15 protein-coding genes are annotated in these 19,876 nt (G+C 42.1%); 7 read left to right on the top strand and 8 right to left on the bottom strand.

The annotated features are described in order from the left end of the window. Positions 1-95 precede the first annotated feature (95 nt). Positions 96-599, top strand: coding sequence for a DUF3087 family protein (locus G6R11_RS20710; RefSeq protein WP_163135044.1), 504 nt, complete (start codon positions 96-98; stop codon positions 597-599). Positions 600-629: 30 nt separating this feature from the next. On the opposite strand, the gene G6R11_RS20705 is transcribed toward G6R11_RS20710, so the two are convergent. After that, a complete protein-coding gene (locus tag G6R11_RS20705) occupies positions 630-1,277 on the bottom strand; it encodes a single-stranded DNA-binding protein (RefSeq protein ID WP_255494638.1) in 648 nt (215 codons plus the stop codon). Between the two features lie 48 nt (positions 1,278-1,325). Between G6R11_RS20705 and G6R11_RS20700 the strand changes: the two genes are divergently transcribed. Beyond that, on the top strand, positions 1,326-2,024 hold the full coding sequence (locus tag G6R11_RS20700) for a pseudouridine synthase (RefSeq protein WP_163135040.1): 699 nt from the start codon (positions 1,326-1,328) through the stop codon (positions 2,022-2,024). On the opposite strand, the gene G6R11_RS20695 is transcribed toward G6R11_RS20700, so the two are convergent. Beyond that, positions 2,025-3,887, bottom strand: a complete 1,863-nt coding sequence (locus tag G6R11_RS20695) for a sensor domain-containing diguanylate cyclase (protein ID WP_163135038.1) — start codon at positions 3,885-3,887, stop codon at positions 2,025-2,027. It lies immediately after the preceding gene. Between the two features lie 184 nt (positions 3,888-4,071). On the opposite strand from G6R11_RS20695, the gene malZ reads away from it, so the two are divergent. After that, on the top strand, positions 4,072-5,907 hold the full coding sequence (gene malZ / locus G6R11_RS20690; protein WP_163135036.1) for a maltodextrin glucosidase: 1,836 nt from the start codon (positions 4,072-4,074) through the stop codon (positions 5,905-5,907). A 2-nt stretch (positions 5,908-5,909) separates the two neighbouring features. Here malZ and G6R11_RS20685 read toward each other — a convergent pair whose 3' ends face one another. Continuing rightward, entirely contained in the window at positions 5,910-7,178 is a 1,269-nt protein-coding gene (locus tag G6R11_RS20685; RefSeq protein ID WP_240352517.1) for a DNA recombination protein RmuC, read from the bottom strand. Between the two features lie 257 nt (positions 7,179-7,435). Between G6R11_RS20685 and G6R11_RS20680 the strand changes: the two genes are divergently transcribed. Then, the gene (locus G6R11_RS20680; RefSeq protein ID WP_205472988.1) at positions 7,436-7,720 is read left to right on the top strand and encodes an HlyU family transcriptional regulator; all 285 of its coding nucleotides are present in this window, start codon (positions 7,436-7,438) and stop codon (positions 7,718-7,720) included. Between the two features lie 12 nt (positions 7,721-7,732). Here the strand turns inward: G6R11_RS20680 and G6R11_RS20675 are convergent, their stop codons facing one another. Beyond that, positions 7,733-8,527 carry a response regulator gene (locus tag G6R11_RS20675; protein WP_163135032.1) on the bottom strand — a complete coding sequence of 265 codons (795 nt, stop codon included), beginning with the start codon at positions 8,525-8,527 and terminating at the stop codon, positions 7,733-7,735. Between the two features lie 146 nt (positions 8,528-8,673). Here G6R11_RS20675 and G6R11_RS20670 point away from each other — a divergent pair, with 146 nt between their 5' ends. Continuing rightward, positions 8,674-9,531, top strand: coding sequence for a tetratricopeptide repeat protein (locus tag G6R11_RS20670; RefSeq protein ID WP_163135030.1), 858 nt, complete (start codon positions 8,674-8,676; stop codon positions 9,529-9,531). Between the two features lie 69 nt (positions 9,532-9,600). Here the strand turns inward: G6R11_RS20670 and G6R11_RS20665 are convergent, their stop codons facing one another. The 4 genes from G6R11_RS20665 to G6R11_RS20650 all read right to left on the bottom strand — a co-directional run bounded on the left by G6R11_RS20665 (position 9,601) and on the right by G6R11_RS20650 (position 17,044). Continuing rightward, positions 9,601-10,971 (bottom strand): glycoside-pentoside-hexuronide (GPH):cation symporter, encoded by a 1,371-nt coding sequence (locus G6R11_RS20665; protein WP_163135028.1) that lies wholly within the window; start codon positions 10,969-10,971, stop codon positions 9,601-9,603. A gap of 213 nt (positions 10,972-11,184) precedes the next feature. Next, positions 11,185-11,517 (bottom strand): nitrate/nitrite transporter NrtS, encoded by a 333-nt coding sequence (gene nrtS, locus G6R11_RS20660; protein ID WP_163134870.1) that lies wholly within the window; start codon positions 11,515-11,517, stop codon positions 11,185-11,187. Positions 11,518-11,558: 41 nt separating this feature from the next. Further along, the gene (locus G6R11_RS20655) at positions 11,559-15,347 is read right to left on the bottom strand and encodes a translocation/assembly module TamB domain-containing protein (protein WP_163135026.1); all 3,789 of its coding nucleotides are present in this window, start codon (positions 15,345-15,347) and stop codon (positions 11,559-11,561) included. Then, positions 15,344-17,044: an autotransporter assembly complex family protein gene (locus G6R11_RS20650; protein WP_163135024.1), complete on the bottom strand. Its 1,701-nt coding sequence runs from the start codon at positions 17,042-17,044 to the stop codon at positions 15,344-15,346. The genes G6R11_RS20655 and G6R11_RS20650 overlap by 4 nt, the downstream gene beginning before the upstream one ends. A 113-nt stretch (positions 17,045-17,157) precedes the next feature. Between G6R11_RS20650 and mobB the strand changes: the two genes are divergently transcribed. Together mobB and G6R11_RS20640 are read left to right on the top strand one after the other, a co-directional pair. After that, on the top strand, positions 17,158-17,682 hold the full coding sequence (gene mobB, locus G6R11_RS20645) for a molybdopterin-guanine dinucleotide biosynthesis protein B (protein ID WP_163135022.1): 525 nt from the start codon (positions 17,158-17,160) through the stop codon (positions 17,680-17,682). Between the two features lie 52 nt (positions 17,683-17,734). Further along, complete coding sequence (locus G6R11_RS20640; protein ID WP_163135020.1) at positions 17,735-19,873, top strand: FAD-dependent oxidoreductase; 2,139 nt, start codon at positions 17,735-17,737, stop codon at positions 19,871-19,873. Positions 19,874-19,876: the final 3 nt, after the last annotated feature.

Genomic DNA, 19,876 nt, shown 5'->3' with positions numbered 1-19,876 from the left:
AACAACAGCTTAGTTTTTGTTCAGGATTCGCTTCAATTTCCTGTGTAAGCAAGGTTTTGTTAAGATCAAAGCCAAACTAAAACCTCGAGTCAACCATGCAATTTCAAAACATAGACAAAGCCGTTTATCAACAACGCTCTCGCTACACCTATATAGGCATTTCCGGCCTGTTAATAGTGTTTACCTTGTTGTGGTCTAGCCTATTTATCGCTGTGTTTTCTAGCGGGCCAGACAACTTTTACTTAAACTTGCTAGGTGTAGTAGCGGCAGTTTTTAGCGTAGTACCTGTTGTATTAACGCTTAAAAACAAACCTTGGTTCTATGAAGTCATGTATGTTTGGCGTTTAAAACAAGAGCTCAACAAAATTAATCGAAAAATGGCAGCTTTAGTTAAAGCCATGAACACAGGTGATGTAACCGCTTTTGAAATCGTTAAGTTTTCCTATTTGGGTAGTCGTCAAATTTGGGAGTTAGATGACAACACCCTGATGCTCAACGAGTTAGCCATTTCAGAAAATAAACTAGAGCAACAGGCTGAGCAGTTTAATCTAGGCGTAGATGCCAATAATTACTCCACCAGCGCGCTACAAAACTACTGAAAATTACCCAAAGCTATGGCCTAGTTTTAACTAGGCTTTTAAATGAAGACAAGTGTGTCCGTCAACTAAAATGGGTGAGATCACTTTGTCTTCAGCAAATGCCTTTTTGAGCGAACCTTCAAGTACTAACTTATCTCCTACTTTCGCTTGTTTATCGATAAGCTCTGCAGGATAAGCCCATAAGTTACAATTAACCACATGCTGTTGATCAGTGTGATCTGTAGAAAGCTGCAGCTTTAAATAGCTCTGATTGTTTATACTCTTTCGCAAAGAAGACTTACCAACAATTTCGCCTACTAAAGTGACTTTATTCCAATAGAGCTGAGAAGGTGCACCGACAAAATTTACTTGTTCAACTTCAATGGCACTGGTGATAGAACCTTTGCTGTCTTTTTGGTTTTTTAGGTGTCCGCTGATCACTACGCCATCACCAGCTTTTGCATACTGTTTAATGCGTTCGGCCTGCTCGCCTCTAGCATTAAGCTGAAATACTTCTATTTGCTCCTTTCCACTTCCTTTAGGCTTTCGCTTGAACAACACTTCAAACTGGGTAATGGCAGTACCATCACTAAAGTAGCGTAGCGTAATTTCTTTAGACACAATATTGCCTAGAATTTCCACTGAAGAGCGAGAGATTACCTGCAAAAACTTTTCTCCACTTAAAGCCTTTAACGGCATTGTTTAGTAAACTTGCTGCCACCACTAAGTTGCAACAAGTACTCCATTATGAAATACCCTTGTCGATTAGACAAATTCCTATCTAAAGCTGGGCACATATCACGAAGCGATGCTAAAAAGCATATCAAAAACAAACGTGTAAGTGTGAACAGTCAAACTCAAACAAGTGCGCAATTTAGTGTTAACGAGAGTGACAAGGTTAGTTTAGATAGTAAAGATTTGAAGCTAATCGAGCATCACTATTTCATGTTGAATAAACCGATAGGTTACTTAAGCACAGAAGCTGAAGCCAATCACCCCAGCGCCTTATCGTTAATAGACTCTCCGCTTAAGATACACGCTGCTGGTCGTTTAGATGCAGACACTACTGGTTTATTGCTTTTGACCAGTGATGGCCAATGGTCACATAGGGTAACTAGCCCCAACAGCAAAAAGTTCAAGGATTATCGAGTTAGCCTAGCCGATGTAGTTAGTGATGAAGACCTACTAAAGCTTGAACAGGGCCTTATGTTACGCGGTGAAGATAAACTCACCCTTCCAGCCGTCACCAAACGTATTAATCAAAAACAAATTGTACTTAGCATTAGTGAAGGTCGTTACCACCAAGTCAAACGAATGTGCGCAGCGATAGGCAACAAAGTTGTCGCCTTACATAGAGAGAAAGTGGGTGAAGTGACCTTAGAAGATAAGCTGCAGCCTGGCGAGTACAGAGAACTAACTGAAACAGAGATAGCTAGCTTTAACTGATTAATTTTCCATAATTGAGGCATACTCAACTACCTGATTTCGGCCATTATTTTTGGCCGTGTATAAGGCTTTATCTGCCTGCTTATATAGCTTTGCAAAGCTACATTCTTTTTCACTTTGGGTAATGCCAAAGCTACAGGTAAAGTTTGGCTCTGCTTTGTCTTGCTCAAACGCTAATCGAAGTCGCTCCGCTAGGTTTGCTGCCTGAGTAACATCAGTTTCGGGTAGCAGCATAATAAACTCTTCACCACCCCAACGCGCAAGTAAGTCGATTTCGCGTTTTAACTTGTTAATGGTTTCTACCAAGCGAATCAAACATAAATCACCGGTATCATGGCCATATTGATCATTGAGCTTTTTAAAGTAGTCCACATCAATCATTAATATTGAAAAACAAGAGCCATTGCGGTCGCTACGGCTCTGTTCTAAAAACACACTGTCTTCAAAATGACGGCGATTAGCGGCACCGGTTAAAGGATCTGTGTTTGCCAGCTGCAGGAGTTTGTCTTCAAGCTTTTTCTGAGCGCTTATATCAATGCTAGAGCAAACAAAATTGTGTAGTTCACCTTGCCAATACACAGCCGTTACAGTCATTTGCTGGATAGATTTAAGGCCACTATTTGCTTTTATAGAAACCTCGCCCAACCAACTGCCCTTTTCAGCTGCTATAGCAAGCACTTCATCAAAGCCAGGTTCAGACTGTCCAAAATCCGTAAGCTTAGTACCAATCATATGTTCAGCTTTTACACCCACTTTTTTTGCTAAGTATTGATTCACTTGCATTACCTTGCCCTTTGGGTTGGTAATAACTTGTGAAAACTCGCCTTCAAAAGCAGCTTCTCTTAACGCATTGAGTTCTTCAACTACAGCTTTTTCACGGCGAATCATCTCGTTTAAATAAGCCGCAAAAAAACATCCAACAATCGACACTAGATAGACCATCGCGATAAAAACTAACCAATGTCGACTGTCTATAGCCAAATCTTTGTGGGATATGTACAAGAATGCGGTACTAGGATCTGAGTCAGCATATTCATCAAGGACTGAAGTAAACATCAATCCACTGCCTACATCAAAATGAGAAGCAACTTCTCGATATGATTTAGAATCGAAATAATCACTAAGCGATGAGTAATCCAATTTGCCGACCAAACTTAACAATTTTTTGGCTGTTTCTTGGCTATAGTCGCCTTCTATAACGATGTTTTCGCTTGTAACAATAACAGCGCGTTCAACTAGTTTTGGCCGACCAACAAAATGTACGGTTTGATTAATGGCCTGCTGATCGTACTCATTTACCATCCAACCCACTAATTTTGACCATTTATCAAATACCGGAATATACAAAACGTAATAGGTATGTTGGTTTGCTTTCTCGTAAATTACCTTAGTAGAAATAACGCCCTCATCTCGCCAAGAGAGATTTCTAAAATAGTTTTTGATGAGGGGGTTAATGCTGGCCCCCCATTCTAAGGTATGACCATCTTTACTTTGTTTTAGTGCGAGGTCTACTCGACCATCACGGTGCACATAGTAAAAATCACCTTCTAGGTTAACGTCTCGAGCTATCCTCTGCCATTCTGTAGCCAGCGTGACTAAGGTTAATTCCGATTCATCGTTAACGTAATTAAGTAGGCCTAAGGTTCGAGTTAGCAAGGAAAGACGTTGCGACAACAAGCTAATTAAATGCTTGTTAGCAGTTTTAAATCCACCAAATGATAATTCAACTTCTTCGACTATTTGATGCTTTATGGTTTGGTAGCGATGAGAAAGCACCGCTGCGAACAACAAGGTCACCAGCAGCGCCCAAAAGCCTGCCTTTTTTTTCCAAGAAATGTTGGTTTTTAGAAAACGTGAATTCAAGTGCGCACTTTAAAATCTATTTAGATACAAACTATTATTAAACAATTGGAGCATTTTTGCTCTTTAAAACTACTGTTAAAGCTAAAAAAACAAAGGCTAAATCAAATAATATGAAATTCAATATTCATACTTGAATGCTAAGTCAGCTGCTAGGATACTTAGCAAAAAACAAAAAGGTAAATACATGACTGATTTTCGCTTTCATCCACAAAGTCAGGTTATACAGCAGCAAGACAGCTATTTAATTAATCTCTACACCGCCATTAAACACAACTACCAAAAAGTATATGTACGCGTAGAACCAGACCACGAAGAATGGTTAATGGAAATGACTAAGCCAAGCATTGAAGGAAATTGGCTTAAGTGGCAAATCAGCATTCCTGTTAGCCCACACTCTCCGCTCACGCTTTATTGCTTTAAATTTGTAAGCTACGACGACCAGTGTTATTTGCATGCAGCCGGTGAATCTTCTCGCCTACCACAAAAACATTTTCACTTTAGAATAAACAGCCAAGCCAAACCGCCAGAGTGGGCTAAACAGCAGGTTTTTTATCAAATTTTCCCTGAACGCTTCGCTAATGGCGACCCAAGCTTAACGCCAAACAAAGACAATTATAGTTACCAAGAAGACGGCAGAAAAATTGTTCAGAAAAGCTGGGGCGAACCAGTTGCAAAATCACATTCAGGCACTGGTGCAACAGAGTTTTATGGTGGCGATTTAATCGGCATTGAACAGAAGCTCGATTATCTAGAAGAGCTTGGTATTACCGCTCTCTACCTTAACCCGATTTTCTGCTCTCCCAGTAACCACAAGTACGACTGTACAAACTACTTTGAAGTAGAACCACACTTTGGTGGGGATGACGCGCTAATTAGCTTATCAGCTAATATGAAAAGTCGTGGCATGAAGCTAATGTTAGATGCAGTAGTCAACCACACCTCAAACCAACACCACTGGATGGATTACTATCAGCAGCATCAAGGCGGCGCATACCACAACCAAGATTCGTTGTTTAAAGATTGGTACCATTTTGATGACAGTGGCAACTACTGGTCTTGGAAAGGCGTTGAAACCTTACCTAAGTTGAACTTTGCTAATGGTGAAGTGCAGAACGCTATCTATGAAGGTGAGCAGTCAGTATTAAAGCATTGGTTAAAACCACCCTTCTCTATCGACGCTTGGCGCTTTGATGTAATTCACATGCTGGGTGAACACAATAGCGCACAAAATAACGCCCATTATGTGGCTAAATTTAGGGAATCCATCAAGCAAACAAACAGCGAAGCCTACATGATTGGTGAGCACTTTGCCGAAGCTACTCAATGGCTGCAAGGTGATCAAGAAGACGCCGCAATGAACTACTATGGATTTAACCAACCAGTGGTGGCATTTTTAGCCGGCGTTGACGTTCCGCGCTATGTACCGCTTAAGCTTAATGCCTCGGACTTAGCCACTTGGCTTGCCGAAGCTCGCGGCTCTATCCCCTTTGCTAATCAACTAGCGCAATACAACCTGTTAGATAGCCACGACACGCCTCGCTTTAGTCACCTAGTCAATGAAAGCGAAGAGCTAGCAAAAGTAGCCGCTACTATGCTGCTAACTTATATCGGTGTACCGTCAATTTACTATGGTGATGAAGTAGGCTTAACTGGCGCCAATGATCCTGACTGCCGCCGCTGCTTCCCGTGGGACAAAGAGCAATGGAATCAAGCGTTGCTAACCCATTATCAGCAGCTAATTGCTTTACGTAAACAACGCAGCGAATTGCAACAAGGGGATCTGATAAGTTTGCTTGAGAGCGACGATGTATGGGTATTTATGCGCTGGGTGCCTGAGCAACACAGTATTGTGGTGATTAACCGCGGTGAGTCTCAACAAATAGACTTAGACTTATCCCAGCTACAAGAGAGTGTTCCTTACAAGAAGTTTGAAACTGGCGAAGAGTTGCTTGTCGACGACAATGGAAAACTGGCGCTATCGCTAGCCGCACAGTCTTCCATGGTATTAACTAGCCAATAGGCTTATTCCTCATACTGGCTATCTGTCAGTAGTTTCGCATCTAAAGACTTGCTAGAGCTTACCTGCAAGTCTTTTAGTTGTTGAGCTTGGCGAACTAAGTTGCCCTTGCCAGTGCTTAACTTATTCATTGCACTTTGATAACTATCACTAGAACGTTGTAGCTGCTGACCGTGGCTTTTTAAGTCTTCGGTAAATGCCACAAACTTGTCGAACAGTTTACCGGCCCGCTGTGCAATCACCTGAGCATTTTGCTGTTGGTGCTCTGTTCGCCAAAGGTTTTGTATGGTTCTTAAGGCAACCATTAAACTACTCGGGCTTACCATGAGAATATTGGATTCCAGAGCAAAATTAATCAACGAAGGATCTTGCTCCAAGGCGCTAAGATAAGCCCCTTCAATGGGAATAAACAGCAATACGTAGTCTAGCGATGGAAGCTGGTACAAGGTGTGGTAATCTTTTTTAGCTAAGCCGACAATCTGCTGGCGCAAACTCTTAGCATGCTCTTTTAGCGCCAGTTGTTGTGCTTCGTCATCCTCACTATTGTAATAACGTTCATAAGCCACAAGGTTTACTTTTGAATCTACAATCACCGATTTGTTATCAGGCAGCTTAACCACAACATCAGGCTTAATGGTTTGGCCATGTTGATTAACACCCACCACTTGAGTGTGGTATTCGTGCCCTTCACGTAAGCCTGAAGATTGTAGGATTTGCTCTAAAATAAGCTCTCCCCAATCACCTTGTTGTTTATTGTCGCCTTTTAGGGCCTTGGTTAACTTAACTGCATCTTCACTTATTTGTTGGTTAAGTGTTTGCAGAGTTACTATTTGATCTTTTAAAGAATGGCGTTGCTTGGCTTCATTTTCATAGCTTTGTTGAACCTGCTGCTTAAAGCCGTCCAGTTGTTGCTGCAAAGGCTGCAGAACAGATTCAATACTTTGCTTACTTTGCTGCTGTAGTTCTTGGCCTTTTTCTTTAAATATACGGTTAGCCAAAAGCTCAAATTGCTTGTTAACCCGTTCTTCACTTTGCTCTAAGTACGTGATGCGCTCTTGTAAGCTAAGGTCTTTTTGCTGAAGCAAAGCACAACGCTGCTGTTCGCGTTGTAATAACTGTTGGCTGGTATCAAACTGCTGTTGTACTTCACGCAAGTGCTGCAATTCGGTATGTAATTCTGCCAACGAAATGTCTTTGTCATGAACGTGTTGCTGTAGTTGTTGTTTCTCAACATTGTGCGCAGCAATGACGCCTTCATGTTGCTGCTGGAGCACAGCAAGCTCTTCAGCCTTCTTAGAAAACCTTCTGCTTTTTATGTTTATTACGAATAGGCTAACAACTAACAAGAAAACTACAGAAAAAGTAACAGCAGCACTGATTTGGTTGAAATGAGAAAAAATAGTCTCTAAGTTCACAGTAATTCCATTGTGATTAGGTTGAATTGCTCGTTATCATGCATCATACAGTATGCAGCTCATTAAACTTAAAGCTGTCGTGCATGTTTTAGTTTAAATTTAGGAAAATCATTAAGATGAGTATCTTTTCAGCATTAAAGAAAATGTTTCAATCTGCGCCCGTAACCCCCAAGAGCTATCCGGCTGAAACCTACAATGAGTTCACTATTACGCCTCAACCACAATCCGCTAATGGCCAATATCGCGTGGCGGCTCAAATTACTAAAACGATTAATGATGAATTAAAAGAGCACATGTTTATCCGCTCTGATACTTGTGCCAGCTCAGACGATGCTGCTGAGCTAGCAATGCATAAATGTAAGACTTTTATTGATCAAATGGGCGATCAAATCTTCGATTAAGCTAGCAAAGTGCTAATCAAATAAACGGGTTAGCACTTGTTTTACGGCATCAATATCAAAAGGCTTATCCACTAAGGCCGACACACCACTTTGCCTAACACCATCAAGCTTGGCGCAATTGTTTTCTGAAGTCACCATTAGCGCGGGGATCTCACAAAAGGTTGGGTGCTGGCGCAATGCTTCGATAAGAGCCGCTCCATCCATTATTGGCATGTTGTAATCGGTGATCACCAAGTCGACTTGATTGTTAACCATTAACGATAGGGCTTCTTGCCCGTTTTCTGCCAATATTAGTTTAGTTAAACCTATATTCTCTAAAACCTTTGAGATATGGCGACGAGCGGTTTGGCTATCATCAACCACTAACACGGTTTTATCAGAAAAATCCAAGTTATCTAGTACTTCATTATCAGGTTCAATGTAGCTAATAGTGGCTTGAAGTGCTGCGAGCAAATGAGTGAACTCGAAGGGTTTGGGTAAAATAGCTATAACCCCAGCCTGCTTAATAGCGTCTAAGGTGTGGTGACAGGCCTCACTAGAAATCAACATGAAGGCAACATCGCGACTTAAATCATTGGCGCGCAGCTGCTGGACTAAATCGGTCGCGGTACCATCACTAAAATACATTGAGCTAACCACTAAATCTGGAGCGGTTTTAATCGCTAGCTCCAAGGCTTGCTCGCAGTTTTCTGCCATTAAAAAATTATCGATACCAGCTTCGTGCAAACGCGTACGAATAATGTTGCGCTGCATATTTGAAGGTTCTACTAATAAGATCGTAAGATCAGCTAACGAAAGTGTATCCATAACATCCTGTTTCACTAACAATAGGAATGCTCATAGTACCGCTTTAAGCTATCCATTTTTATCGCTAATTTGCTAATCTAGCATTCTTACTTGAAAAACATGCTTTTAGTCACCAAATTAAGGCTAAACAACCAACGGAAAACGCTATGCAGCCCACAACGTCTGTCATCGATATTAGTTTTGAGAACGCCCAACAAGTGTTAATTGAAGGCTCAATGAGCCTACCTGTAGTGGTGCATTTTTGGTCGCCGTCTAGCCCGCAGTGCGAAGCGCTATTTTCACTTTTACAACAAATTCACCAACAAACTGGCGGCAGCTTTACCTTAGCGCGAGTAAATATGGATGAGTTAGCCCCGCTTGCCCAGCAATTAGGCGTAGCCCAAGCCCCTGCAGTGGTTATTTTAAAAGAAGGTCGCCCGGTAGATGGTTTTGCAGAAGTTCCGTCTCCTGAACAAATCACCGAAACTATTGTTCGCCACCTTCCACCACCAGAAGAACAATTGTTTAACCAAGCTCAAGCCTTGTTAGCCGCAGATCAATCGGCAGAAGCCTTAACCGTCATTCGTGAGGCTCACAGGCTTGCGCCACAGCGTAACGACATTATCTTAGTATTGATTCGAGCTTTACTTAACAATCAAATTGCTGATGAAGCTGAAACACTGTTGAACGCTTTGCCACTGGAAGATCAGCAAGCTGACTTTCACGAGTTAACCAGCCAACTTGAATTATTAAAGGCCGCGGCTGAGAGTCCAGAAATTAAAGCATTAGAAAGCAAATTGGACACCAGTGAAGACAGCCCTGAGTTGCGTTTAAGCTTGGCTATTCAGTATTCCCAGGCTGGACGTAACCAAGAAGCGCTAGACCTACTTTTAGCAATTCTACAACGAGACCTAGAGTGCTTAGACGGGCAAATTAAGAAGAACTTTTTAGATATGTTAGCCACGCTAAATGGCGATCCTCTATCTTCACAATACCGCCGAAAATACTTCAGTCTCTTATACTAGAAAAATCGTCGCTTATAAAAAAGCCAACATCTTCGATGTTGGCTTTTTCGTTTTAAACCCTCGGGTTCTTTATATAGCTTGAGAAGCGAGTTTGCTTTGTTGCTCGGCAGTTTGCTGCTTAGCAAGTTTTAAGGTATTCGCATCTAATCGGTAGAAGTGCATAACAAATACCAATGAGAAGAAGAACAGCCCTGGGATAAAGGTATACAGTAAGTTAATCCAAGTTGTTGCCTGAGTAGATTGCAGCTCTGCACCACCTACATAGCCAGCTCCAGCAAGAATCCAACCTACCATTGCCCCACCAATCGCAATACCAGCTTTAATAGCGAATAAGTTGGTAGAAAAAACCATACCGCTTAACGAACGACCACTGCGTGATTTTTCATAATCAACCACATCGCTCATCATGCTCCATAGCAAAGGCGTAGTGCTCATTTGAACGACGCTCAACACAATCATTACAACAAACACCATGACCACATTGCTTGGTTCAATAAAGAACATTGCTGCAGATAAAACACCTGAAATACCAATCAGCATTTTATAAGTTTTAATTTTGTCGAAGCGACCAAGCACTGGTGAAGAAGCCATGGCGCCAACGATATTAGCCAACATGCCCGCCACCATCATCATCGTTGCTAGGTCGGCGCGTCCCATTACCGTGTTTACGTAGTACATGGTTGAAGCCGCTTTTAATACAACACCGGTAAGCAATACGATGTTTAAGATAAACAGCACCCGCCACTGCACGTTTTTCCAAAGTAATTTAACATCACTTAAGGCAGAACTGCGTTTGCTAGTGCTAAGTTCGGTTGTGTAATGCTCTTTGGTATTGGCAAAGCAGTAAAAGAACAACAACATTGCGCCGATACCCATGATAACCATGGCACCTAAATAACCTTTTTGTTCGTCGCCCTGCCCTATATATTTAACCAAAGGAAGTGCAACTAACGCGACTACTAATCCACCAGCCGTACTTAAGGCAAAACGATAAGACTGCAATGATACGCGCTGTTTAGGGTCGTTTGTCATAGCGTTAGCCATGGCACAATAAGGTACGTTTATCGCGGTATACATTAGGGTGAGCAGAATGTACGAAGCATAGGCGTAAATAACTTTGCCAGTGGAGCCTAAATCAGGTGTATAGAATGTCACCATGCACGCTATACCAAATGGAATCGCCATCCATAAAATATACGGTCTGAACTGACCGTGTTTAGTCCGAGTTCTATCTACCAGCGATCCCATTATGGGGTCAGTAACAGCATCAATAAAACGAACTAACAGGAACATTGTTCCCATATGAACCGGTGATAAGCCATATACGTCGGTGTAATAGTAAGCTAAAAATAGCATTACTGTTTGCCATACAAAGTTACATCCCATGTCGCCCAAGCCGTAGGCTACTTTTTCCTTAACCGTTAGGTTAATTGTGCTCATTTGATCTCCGAAACCATTTTGTATTTTTCAACAACGATTTTGATTTAAGCACCTGTTGCAGGCTATTATTTTATAGTTTTTATGTTTTACGATATTCAATATGTGAGATCTGGCTCATGCGCAACATATAAAACTGAATGAAAAACGTATTTATATAGAAAGGAAATGATTGAATGTTAATCAACGGCGCAGCTTAGTAAGTTGTTTGTTGGTTTAAGCTTTAGTTTTTAACAGAGTCTTAATGCTTAGCAAGTGTTGTCTAGTGATAGCGGGAAGTCTTTCAACTTGCTCTAATGATTTTTCTAAGTCTAATACCGCTGAGAGAAGCTGCTCGTTTATGCCTTCCTCGTTACCGCTAGTTGATTTATTACCATTGGCCATCACGCCGCTAAAATAAGACACTAACAAGGGTACACAATAGGTAAATAGTAAAGCACCCCATCTCGGGTTAGCCCCGTTTATGATGTCCCATTGATTAATTAAGTTAAGCACTGAGCCCACGATGGCAGCAACAATTAGTGCTCTGGTAAAGATTGGTTTATTCATAACTTTTCTTCTTGTCCCAATTAACTGAGCGACAGGTTCTCTTATTCCAAGTAAAACTCGTAATAAACATCTAAAGCACTGTTTAAACCCGAGAATGCTTCAATAAACAATTTTGGCAGAATCTCATACTTAATGGTTAACTCGTTAACAGGGTCAAACACTCCCATCCCGTACCTTACCTGAACGCCAGGTAACACATAGGCACTCACCTCTACTTGAGTAGAGCTGCCAGAGCCGGCAGTACTCAAAGACAAATCATTAAGGCCAAGGGTACTACCTACATTACCAACTAAGCCCTCAGCTCTGCCAATACCCGCGCTTAGTAACATAGACGATAAAGCATTGTCATCTTGTTCGCTATCACTCAAAGCGCGGCCACGAAGTAAGTATGACAACATTTCATTTTGCGACATTGAGGGCTCTGAAAATAAACTCACCTGCGGCGCATCAGCCAACCCAACTACTTGTACCCCTACGGTAACATCATCTGAGATAGTATCAGGGTTGCGTACCGCTTCAATATCTAAATAGGGCTGTTCTAAAGGACCGGTAAACATGATCCAACCTTTCTCAATAAGAAGGTTTTGCCCATAAGCTCTAAACTTACCATCAACCAACTCAATTCGACCGTCAGCCAATAGCGGCTCACTGGGTTGCTGTTTTAGGTTTAAATGGCCTTTTAGGTTGGTGTTTAGACCAAGAGCCTCCAGAGTTATCACCTCGGCCAAAGTCACTGTTACATCTATTTTCGTTCGTTGCGAAGCAACCGTTTCGCCTTGTTCTTCTATCACAATGGCATCTGAAGATTCTGATACTGCGGATTCTGGCAAGGACTTAACTTTAATTGCGCCTTCTTCTACTGCAATGGTTCCGCCAACATCGACAAGATCATCAACCAGTTTAATCTTAATATCTGGAGATACCGCCAAGGTAGCGTAGGGATCAACAATAATTGGTAACAACTTAGCATTAATGTCTAACTCGCCTTCAAGCTTATTGTTTGGCCAAGCAAACTGGCCGTGCCACTGAGCGGTTCTACCTTCACTATTAAATTTGCCATCAATGCTGGCTTTTTGGTTGTCTAACAGCACCTTGGTTTCTAGCTGTTCAATGCTTAAAGGAACATCGGGTCCGGAAACGTAGCCTTCAGTTAAATTGATTTCACCATCTAACTTCGGTGATATCACCTTACCTTTAACCACTACTTCGCCGTCAATACGGCCCTCTAAATTATCTAGCACCGTAACAAAAGGCAGTAATGGAGAGAGGCGAATGTTGTCGATATCTAGTTTGCCGTCTATTTGCCCGTCTTTATCGATAGAAGTGACGCCAGATGTACGCAAAGCGCCCAGCTCATCAGACTCAAACAAAGCTTGCCAGTTTAATTTTTCGCCCGACAAATCGGCATCTACATCTAAAATTTTGTAACTTAACTTAACTTCTTCAAGTTCGGTTTTTTGAGAAACGTGTCCTGGACTTAAACGTATTGAAAGCTTGGCGGTTTCTGGATTCCATTGATTAAACTGCGCATTTATATCTGCCGATGCTTGGCCTACTAATTCTGTTCCTTCAGGCATCAAGTGATTCATAACCGTAAAATCGAAGTCTTTTATTCGTAAATCTAGCTTACTGTTACCGTCTGTTGAGAAGGGCTCGAGTAAACACAGCTCGCTACTATCTCGAGACCAACAATGTTCTCCGATGCTAGCTACCGTTTCTTCATAAGACAGCGCTATGGGGTTAGATAAATACCACGTGCCTAACTCCGCGGTAAAATCGGCCTTTGCTAATTGCCCCTGCCAAGAACTTAAAGTGCCCTCACCTTGTAAATCTAAATGAAGATTACGTTCGCTTTGCTCTACTGCGAGACTTAATTCTTGGCTCTGGTTTTCACTTAGATACTGGATAGACGCTTCGTTAACCAACTCCCCTGCTACTTTTAGGTTTGCAAGAGCAAGCTCAAGTTTACCGGTAAAGCTTTCATCTAAACGTAAATTACCGGTGCTGGTTAGCGTGTCTAGTGAAAGCTCTCTATTTTTGATTTGCCCCGCCTGGATTTGCCAATTAAATTTAGGTTGAGAAAGCTCTCCATCAACATTAATTACCGCGTTAGCTTCTCCGTTCTCTAACCAAGGTAGTTCACCTAACTGACTAGCCGTTAGATTTGCATTAAGCTGAACGGTCTCGGCGTCTAAGTTCACACTGCTATCAATTTGGGTATTGGCTAAGCTAATTAGCGCCTTTAGTTGGTTGCTTTGCTTAGCTAAGTCGCCATTCGCGGTAGCCGTTATGCTTAGAGGTAGCGCTAACCACTCTCCGCTTATATTTGCTTTTTCCAGTGACCAAACTTGTTCGTCAATTTTAGCAATCAGTTCACCATCTAAATCAGGTAAGGCCATGTCCTCACCTAAATCTAACCAATGACTCAGTTGTAAGTTGTCAATATTCGCATTTACTTGAGCGCTAAGTTTGGGTTGCCAAGCTGCGTCGCCAGTAAACTGAAAACCACCCACAACATTTCTGTTTTCTTGCTGAAGATCGGTTTCGTCTAACTCACTTGAATCAAGATCTTGCTTCTCTTCAGACTGATTAATGACAAGCTTTTCTAGCAATTCACCTTGAATAGCAAATTCTTGTAGTTGATTAAGGTCACCTGTTAGCTGAGCGTTCAACCAAAGATCTTGAATTCCAGCTAAGTCACTTTGCAGTTGTAACTGATAACCAGACAAGTCGCCACTAGTGCGTAAACTAAGGCTTGTTAAGCTTAACTGTTCTTCTACTAAGGTAAACGCTTTGGCTAAATCAGCGTTTATTTCAAAAGGTAAGTTAGTTTGAAGCCAAGCAACTTGAACATCTAATTGACTATCTACTAAGCCAGCGGTATTTAGCTCGACATCTAGGTCGTCACCATCGCCTAATAATCTAAAGTTGGTAATTAACTGCTGTTCACCTAAAGGCATGTCCCATGAGCCTTCTAGCTTTGATAAATAACGACCTTGGAAAGCTTGGCTACCGCTTAATTGAAGATTACCCCAAGGGCTTTCTGCATAGAGTTCGTTTAATTTTATGTCAGCAAAACCTAAGACGCCCTTCAGCCTAGCCACAGGAAAGACAAGCTCTTGGGAATCGAGAATTAACTTACCTTTGGTTAGTTGCAGATCAGCTACATCCACTTTGTAAGGCATAGTAATTTGTGGGACGTCTATGTTCAGCGGCAGTAAATCTTGAACAGGTTTTGCGGCAGCCTTTGGTTTGTCTGCTTTATCTGGAGCTGCTGGTAAACTAACTTGCCAGTTCTCTAAATGTAGTCGTTCTACTTGAATTGTCTGTTGCACCCAGTTTGCTTGGGCGACTATTTTTTGCCATGAAATATCGATGCCATCAATAATAATCGAGGCCTCGTTTACATCTAGAAGACTTAGTACGAATGGAAACGGAGGCTGCCAAGGCCCAGTACTTTCTTCTGGCTCTTCGATTGTAGGTTCATCAGCTGATGCTTCTGCCATTGCAACTGTATCAACCATTACCGAGAGCTTAGAGCTAATAAGTTTCTCAACACAGAGTTGAGTTTGGCTAATGCACACCCAATCCAGAGTAAAATCGAGTTCTTCTAGTTCTACAGACAGCCCAGCCTGTTGCCAACTTAGGTATTGTGCACTAATTCCACTATATAAATTGCCATCAGGTTCAACGATGCTTAAGCCATCAACAAAATCGCTTACTTTAGTTAGTATCCATTGAGTGCTAGGCGTAAACGATAAGGCAAAAACTAAGCAAAACAACAAAGCGCTTATCGAGATAAGGGTATATTTCACCGCCCGAAAAATCATAAATCAGGCCCCAATGAAAAGTGGATGCGCCAAGGGTCAGACTCATTCTGTAGGCCCTTAGCGAAATCTAAACGTAATGGCCCAATCAAGGTTAACCAACGAATACCCATTCCAACACCCACGGAAACAGGCTCGGAGAAGTCATTGGTGGCAGTGCCGGCATCAACAAAGGTAGCCCAACGCCATTTCTCAGCGAACTGGTAGTTATACTCTACGCTACCAACTGTAAGGTATTTACCACCAATTAATTGGCCATCGTCATTCTTTGGACTGATCGTTTTATAATCGTAACCACGAATACTTTGGTCACCACCAGCGAAAAAACGCATCGATGCAGGAACATCGGTAATGTCATCTACCAATATGCCGCCCAAATCGGCCCGAAGTAAAATGCGGTGGCTTTGATAGGAGCGTAGCCATTTTCCTAAAGTAGCAAGACGTAACATTTCTACATCGGAGCCCCAATATGGGTGACCTACTTCTACGCTTGCTTGAAGGTTATCTCCCCAATAAGGGTCTAAACCTCCGCGGGTGCGCAGCCGCGCAAAGTTTGCACCCGGCAACACCAAATTAGAAACTGAGTATTGGTCTGCTTGTCGATATTCTTCGTGTTGCCACTTAAGGAACAGCGAGGGCTTCCAATCGTTGTCTAAACGCCATTGCCGCGTAGTAGACACAATGGTTTTTTCACTTTCGGTGTCGTTGGTTTTTTCACGAATATAACCAGCTTGAATATCAACGTAATCATCCACTGGGTTATCAATTGGGATCCGGTAAACAAACAAGGCACTTTGCTTAGGCTCTGCAGCCTCAATTTCAAAGGCGATACTATGACCGTTGTCGTTTACCCAAGGACGAGTCCACTTTAAACGTATTCTTGGGCCAATATCCGTGGTGATACCCCCACCCACTTCAAAGGTATCGCGGGGTTTTAATTGTAAGCCAACCAATAAATCGATGTCACCATCATGACGATTGCCAATGTCTGGTCTAACAGAAATCACTTGAAAATAGTCGGTTTCGCCTAAGCGCTGATTAAACTCACCTACTTTTTGAGAATCATAGTGATCTTGTGAGCTAAACTCAGCTAAATTAGCAAACATAGTGCGAGGCAATTCGGGGTTGGTAAATATAATGTCACCAAAGCGATATCGGTCGCCAGAATCGTAACTGAGATAGATGTCGGCGGTATTGTTAACAATACTAATTTTGACTTCTGCTTTATGATAAACCGCATCGAAATAACCATAGCGAGAAGCTAAGCGATTAAATTCTGATTTAAGGTTATCGTAAGCAGCGTGAGTAAATACTTGACCTTCAGCTAAACCACTTCGTGCGACAGCTCCAGTGTAACGGCTGTCTTGGTTAGCTGCGCCAACAAACTCAAATTCGAACTTATTCACCCGCAGGCGTTCTCCAAGCTCTACATCAACTAGAAAGCTTTTTTCGCCAGTTTCGGTAATATTGATTTGACTTTGATAGTAACCAAGGGCGCGCAAGGCACGTTTAGTTTGTTCACTACTCGCGCTAATAATACGGCGGGCACTGCTATTGTCGGGAAAGGTTTGAGCTTCTAAATAGACTTTAACATTGTCCTTAGATTCGCCAGAAATACCCTGGTAATCAAAATCTATCGCTGCTACCGAAGTGGTAAACAAAACAAGCAACATCGGCCACAAGCGAAAAAACAAATGCACAAATCCTTAGATAATCCTTTAAGCGCTCAGTTTAATGTTTTTTTTAAAGTTTAAAACTACTTATCTGCTTAGGCTTTGTTAAATTGGTAAAAAATAGTTAACAGGGAGAGAAAATGGCTAAAAACTGGCCAAAACCAATTATTGCTTTAGCAGGCTATAGTGGTAGCGGGAAAACAACCTTACTAAGCCAACTGATTCCGTTGCTCAAGGAGCAAGGATTACGAGTCGTGGTCGTCAAACACAGTCATCACAAGCTAGAACTTGATAAGCACGGTAAAGACAGCCACCAATTTGTAGAAGCAGGGGCAGACCAAGTAATTCTTGCTTGCCCAAACAAGCGCTATCATTTTAGCGTTCAGCAGCAACATGACGAACTCGATGAACAACTAAATTGGGTGAACTGGTCTCATTGTGATTTGGTAATAGTAGAGGGCTATCGTCACAATAACGTGACTAAGATAGAAATATACCGCAAGCTTAATGCTAAGCCCGTATTGCATCCAACGGATCAGCAAATCATCGCTATAGCTACGCCCGATAAGCTTGAAACAGATTTACCCCTATTAGATCTAAATAAGCCCAAGCAAATCAGGGATTTTATATTAGCCTATACTAACAAGGTAAAATTTGTGAAATAGAATCATAAGCTTATCGGTCTATAAACTGTCACTACTATTTTGAGAACAATATATGAAACCAAGTAAACTGATTGTTGTAGCGGTGCTAGCTGTTATTGTCGGTCTCATCCTTTGGTTCGATTTAGGCCAATGGCTAAACTTCGAAACCATCAAACAAAGCCAAGCAGATTTACAAGCAACTGTAGAAAATCACTTCTTAGTATCTATTGTGGCTTATTTCTTCCTTTACGTATTTGTAACCGCATTTTCTATCCCTGGCGCAGCCCTGCTTACCCTGCTTGCTGGTGCATTATTTGGCGTAGTGAATGGCGTCATCATGGTGTCTTTTGCCAGCACTATTGGTGCTAGCTTAGCTTTCATCGTTGCGCGCTACCTCGTTAGAGACAGCTTAGAACAACGTTATGCTGAAAAACTAAAAAGCATTAATAAAGGCATAGAGAAAGAAGGCGCTTTTTACCTATTAAGCCTGAGGCTGATTCCGGTATTTCCGTTCTTTTTAATCAACTTGGTTATGGCCTTAACCAAGCTACCACTTAAAACCTTTTACTGGGTTAGCCAAATCGGCATGTTCCCAGCAACTGTAGTTTATGTAAATGCTGGTACCGAGTTAGCTAAGCTAGACAGCTTAGCGGGTATACTTTCGCCATCTTTGCTAATTGCTTTCACTCTACTGGGAATCCTTCCCTACATCAGCAAAGCAATCCTAAATAGCATTAAGAAACGCAAAGTGTATGCGGCATACACCAAACCAACTTCTTTCGATAACAACATGTTAGTGATTGGTGCCGGCGCTGGTGGCTTAGTAAGCTCCTACATAGCAGCAGCAGTTAAAGCTAAAGTGACTTTAGTAGAAAAACACTTAATGGGCGGTGATTGTTTAAACACCGGCTGTGTTCCCTCCAAAGCCTTAATTCGAAGTGCTAAGTTTGCCTATGAAGCCAACAACGCAGAAAAGCTTGGTTATGAAAAAGTGAAAGCACAAGCCAATTTTAGCAAGGTAATGGAGCGCGTACATAACGTTATTCAACAGGTAGAACCTCATGACTCAGTAGAGCGCTATACCAAGCTGGGCGTAAATTGTGTGCAAGGCACCGCTAAAATCATCAGCCCTTGGGAAGTAGAAATAGATGGCAAAAAAGTTACTACTCAAAACATCGTTGTAGCCACTGGCGCAAGACCACTAGTACCTGCGATTCCAGGCCTTCAAGATGTTGACTATTTAACCTCAGATACTCTTTGGCAAATAAAGGAGCTACCAGAAAAGCTGTTGGTATTGGGCGGCGGTCCTATCGGCTGTGAACTAACTCAAAGCTTTGCTAGACTGGGCTCAGAGGTGACTCAAATTGAAATGGCCGACCACCTGTTAATAAGGGAAGATCTAGAAGTGAGTAAACTTCTAGAAGAACAGTTTACCCATGAAGGCATCAATTTATTATTGGGCTGGAAAGCAATTAGCTTCCATAAAGAAAACGGCCTGCAAAGAGTCAAACTTATCAAAGGCGATCAGGAAAAAGAACTTGTATTTGATAAAGTTATTCTGGCACTAGGGCGCGTTGCCAATACCAAAGGTTTTGGCCTTGAAGAGCTGGGCATTGAGAACTCTGAGCGTGGCACCATCGCGGTAAACGAACACCTGCAAACTAACTTCCCCAATATTTATGCCGTAGGCGACGTAGCAGGTCCTTATCAATTCACTCACTTTGCCGCACACCAAGCATGGTACGCAGCAGTAAATGCCTTGTTTGGCCGTTTCAAAAAGTTCAAAGCTGACTACTCGGTAATACCGGCTGCCACTTATACCTATCCAGAAGTAGCGAAAGTAGGCTTAAATGAGCAGGATGCCAAGCAACAAGATATCAGTTACGAAGTAACTAAATTTGAACTAGAAGAGCTAGATCGCGCCATCGCAGAAGGTGCAACCAAAGGCTTTATCAAAGTGCTTACCGTTCCCGGTAAAGATAAAATACTTGGTGCAACCATAGTTGGAGAACATGCAGGTGAGCTTCTGGCAGAGTTTACCCTAGCAATGAAACATGGCTTAGGTTTAAACAAAATCCTTGGCACCATACACGCTTACCCAACCATGATGGAAGCCAACAAATATGTCGCTGGGGAATGGAAGCGCAATCACGCTCCCCAAAAAGTATTGTCTTACCTAGAAAAGTTCCACACTTGGACCAGGAAAGCTTAGGTA

The organism is Agarivorans sp. Alg241-V36 (assembly GCF_900537085.1).
GTDB lineage: Bacteria > Pseudomonadota > Gammaproteobacteria > Enterobacterales > Celerinatantimonadaceae > Agarivorans.
This window is presented reverse-complemented; position numbering and strand designations above follow the sequence as displayed.

What these genes read in the sequence shown, in the direction of transcription:
- G6R11_RS20710 (WP_163135044.1), top strand. Translation starts at nt 96, where the DNA reads ATGCAATTTCAAAACATAGACAAAGCCGTTTATCAACAACGCTCTCGC.
- G6R11_RS20705 (WP_255494638.1), bottom strand. Translation starts at nt 1,277, where the DNA reads ATGCCGTTAAAGGCTTTAAGTGGAGAAAAGTTTTTGCAGGTAATCTCT.
- G6R11_RS20700 (WP_163135040.1), top strand. Translation starts at nt 1,326, where the DNA reads ATGAAATACCCTTGTCGATTAGACAAATTCCTATCTAAAGCTGGGCAC.
- malZ (WP_163135036.1), top strand. Translation starts at nt 4,072, where the DNA reads ATGACTGATTTTCGCTTTCATCCACAAAGTCAGGTTATACAGCAGCAA.
- G6R11_RS20680 (WP_205472988.1), top strand. Translation starts at nt 7,436, where the DNA reads ATGAGTATCTTTTCAGCATTAAAGAAAATGTTTCAATCTGCGCCCGTA.
- G6R11_RS20675 (WP_163135032.1), bottom strand. Translation starts at nt 8,527, where the DNA reads ATGGATACACTTTCGTTAGCTGATCTTACGATCTTATTAGTAGAACCT.
- G6R11_RS20670 (WP_163135030.1), top strand. Translation starts at nt 8,674, where the DNA reads ATGCAGCCCACAACGTCTGTCATCGATATTAGTTTTGAGAACGCCCAA.
- G6R11_RS20665 (WP_163135028.1), bottom strand. Translation starts at nt 10,971, where the DNA reads ATGAGCACAATTAACCTAACGGTTAAGGAAAAAGTAGCCTACGGCTTG.
- nrtS (WP_163134870.1), bottom strand. Translation starts at nt 11,517, where the DNA reads ATGAATAAACCAATCTTTACCAGAGCACTAATTGTTGCTGCCATCGTG.
- G6R11_RS20655 (WP_163135026.1), bottom strand. Translation starts at nt 15,347, where the DNA reads ATGATTTTTCGGGCGGTGAAATATACCCTTATCTCGATAAGCGCTTTG.
- mobB (WP_163135022.1), top strand. Translation starts at nt 17,158, where the DNA reads ATGGCTAAAAACTGGCCAAAACCAATTATTGCTTTAGCAGGCTATAGT.
- G6R11_RS20640 (WP_163135020.1), top strand. Translation starts at nt 17,735, where the DNA reads ATGAAACCAAGTAAACTGATTGTTGTAGCGGTGCTAGCTGTTATTGTC.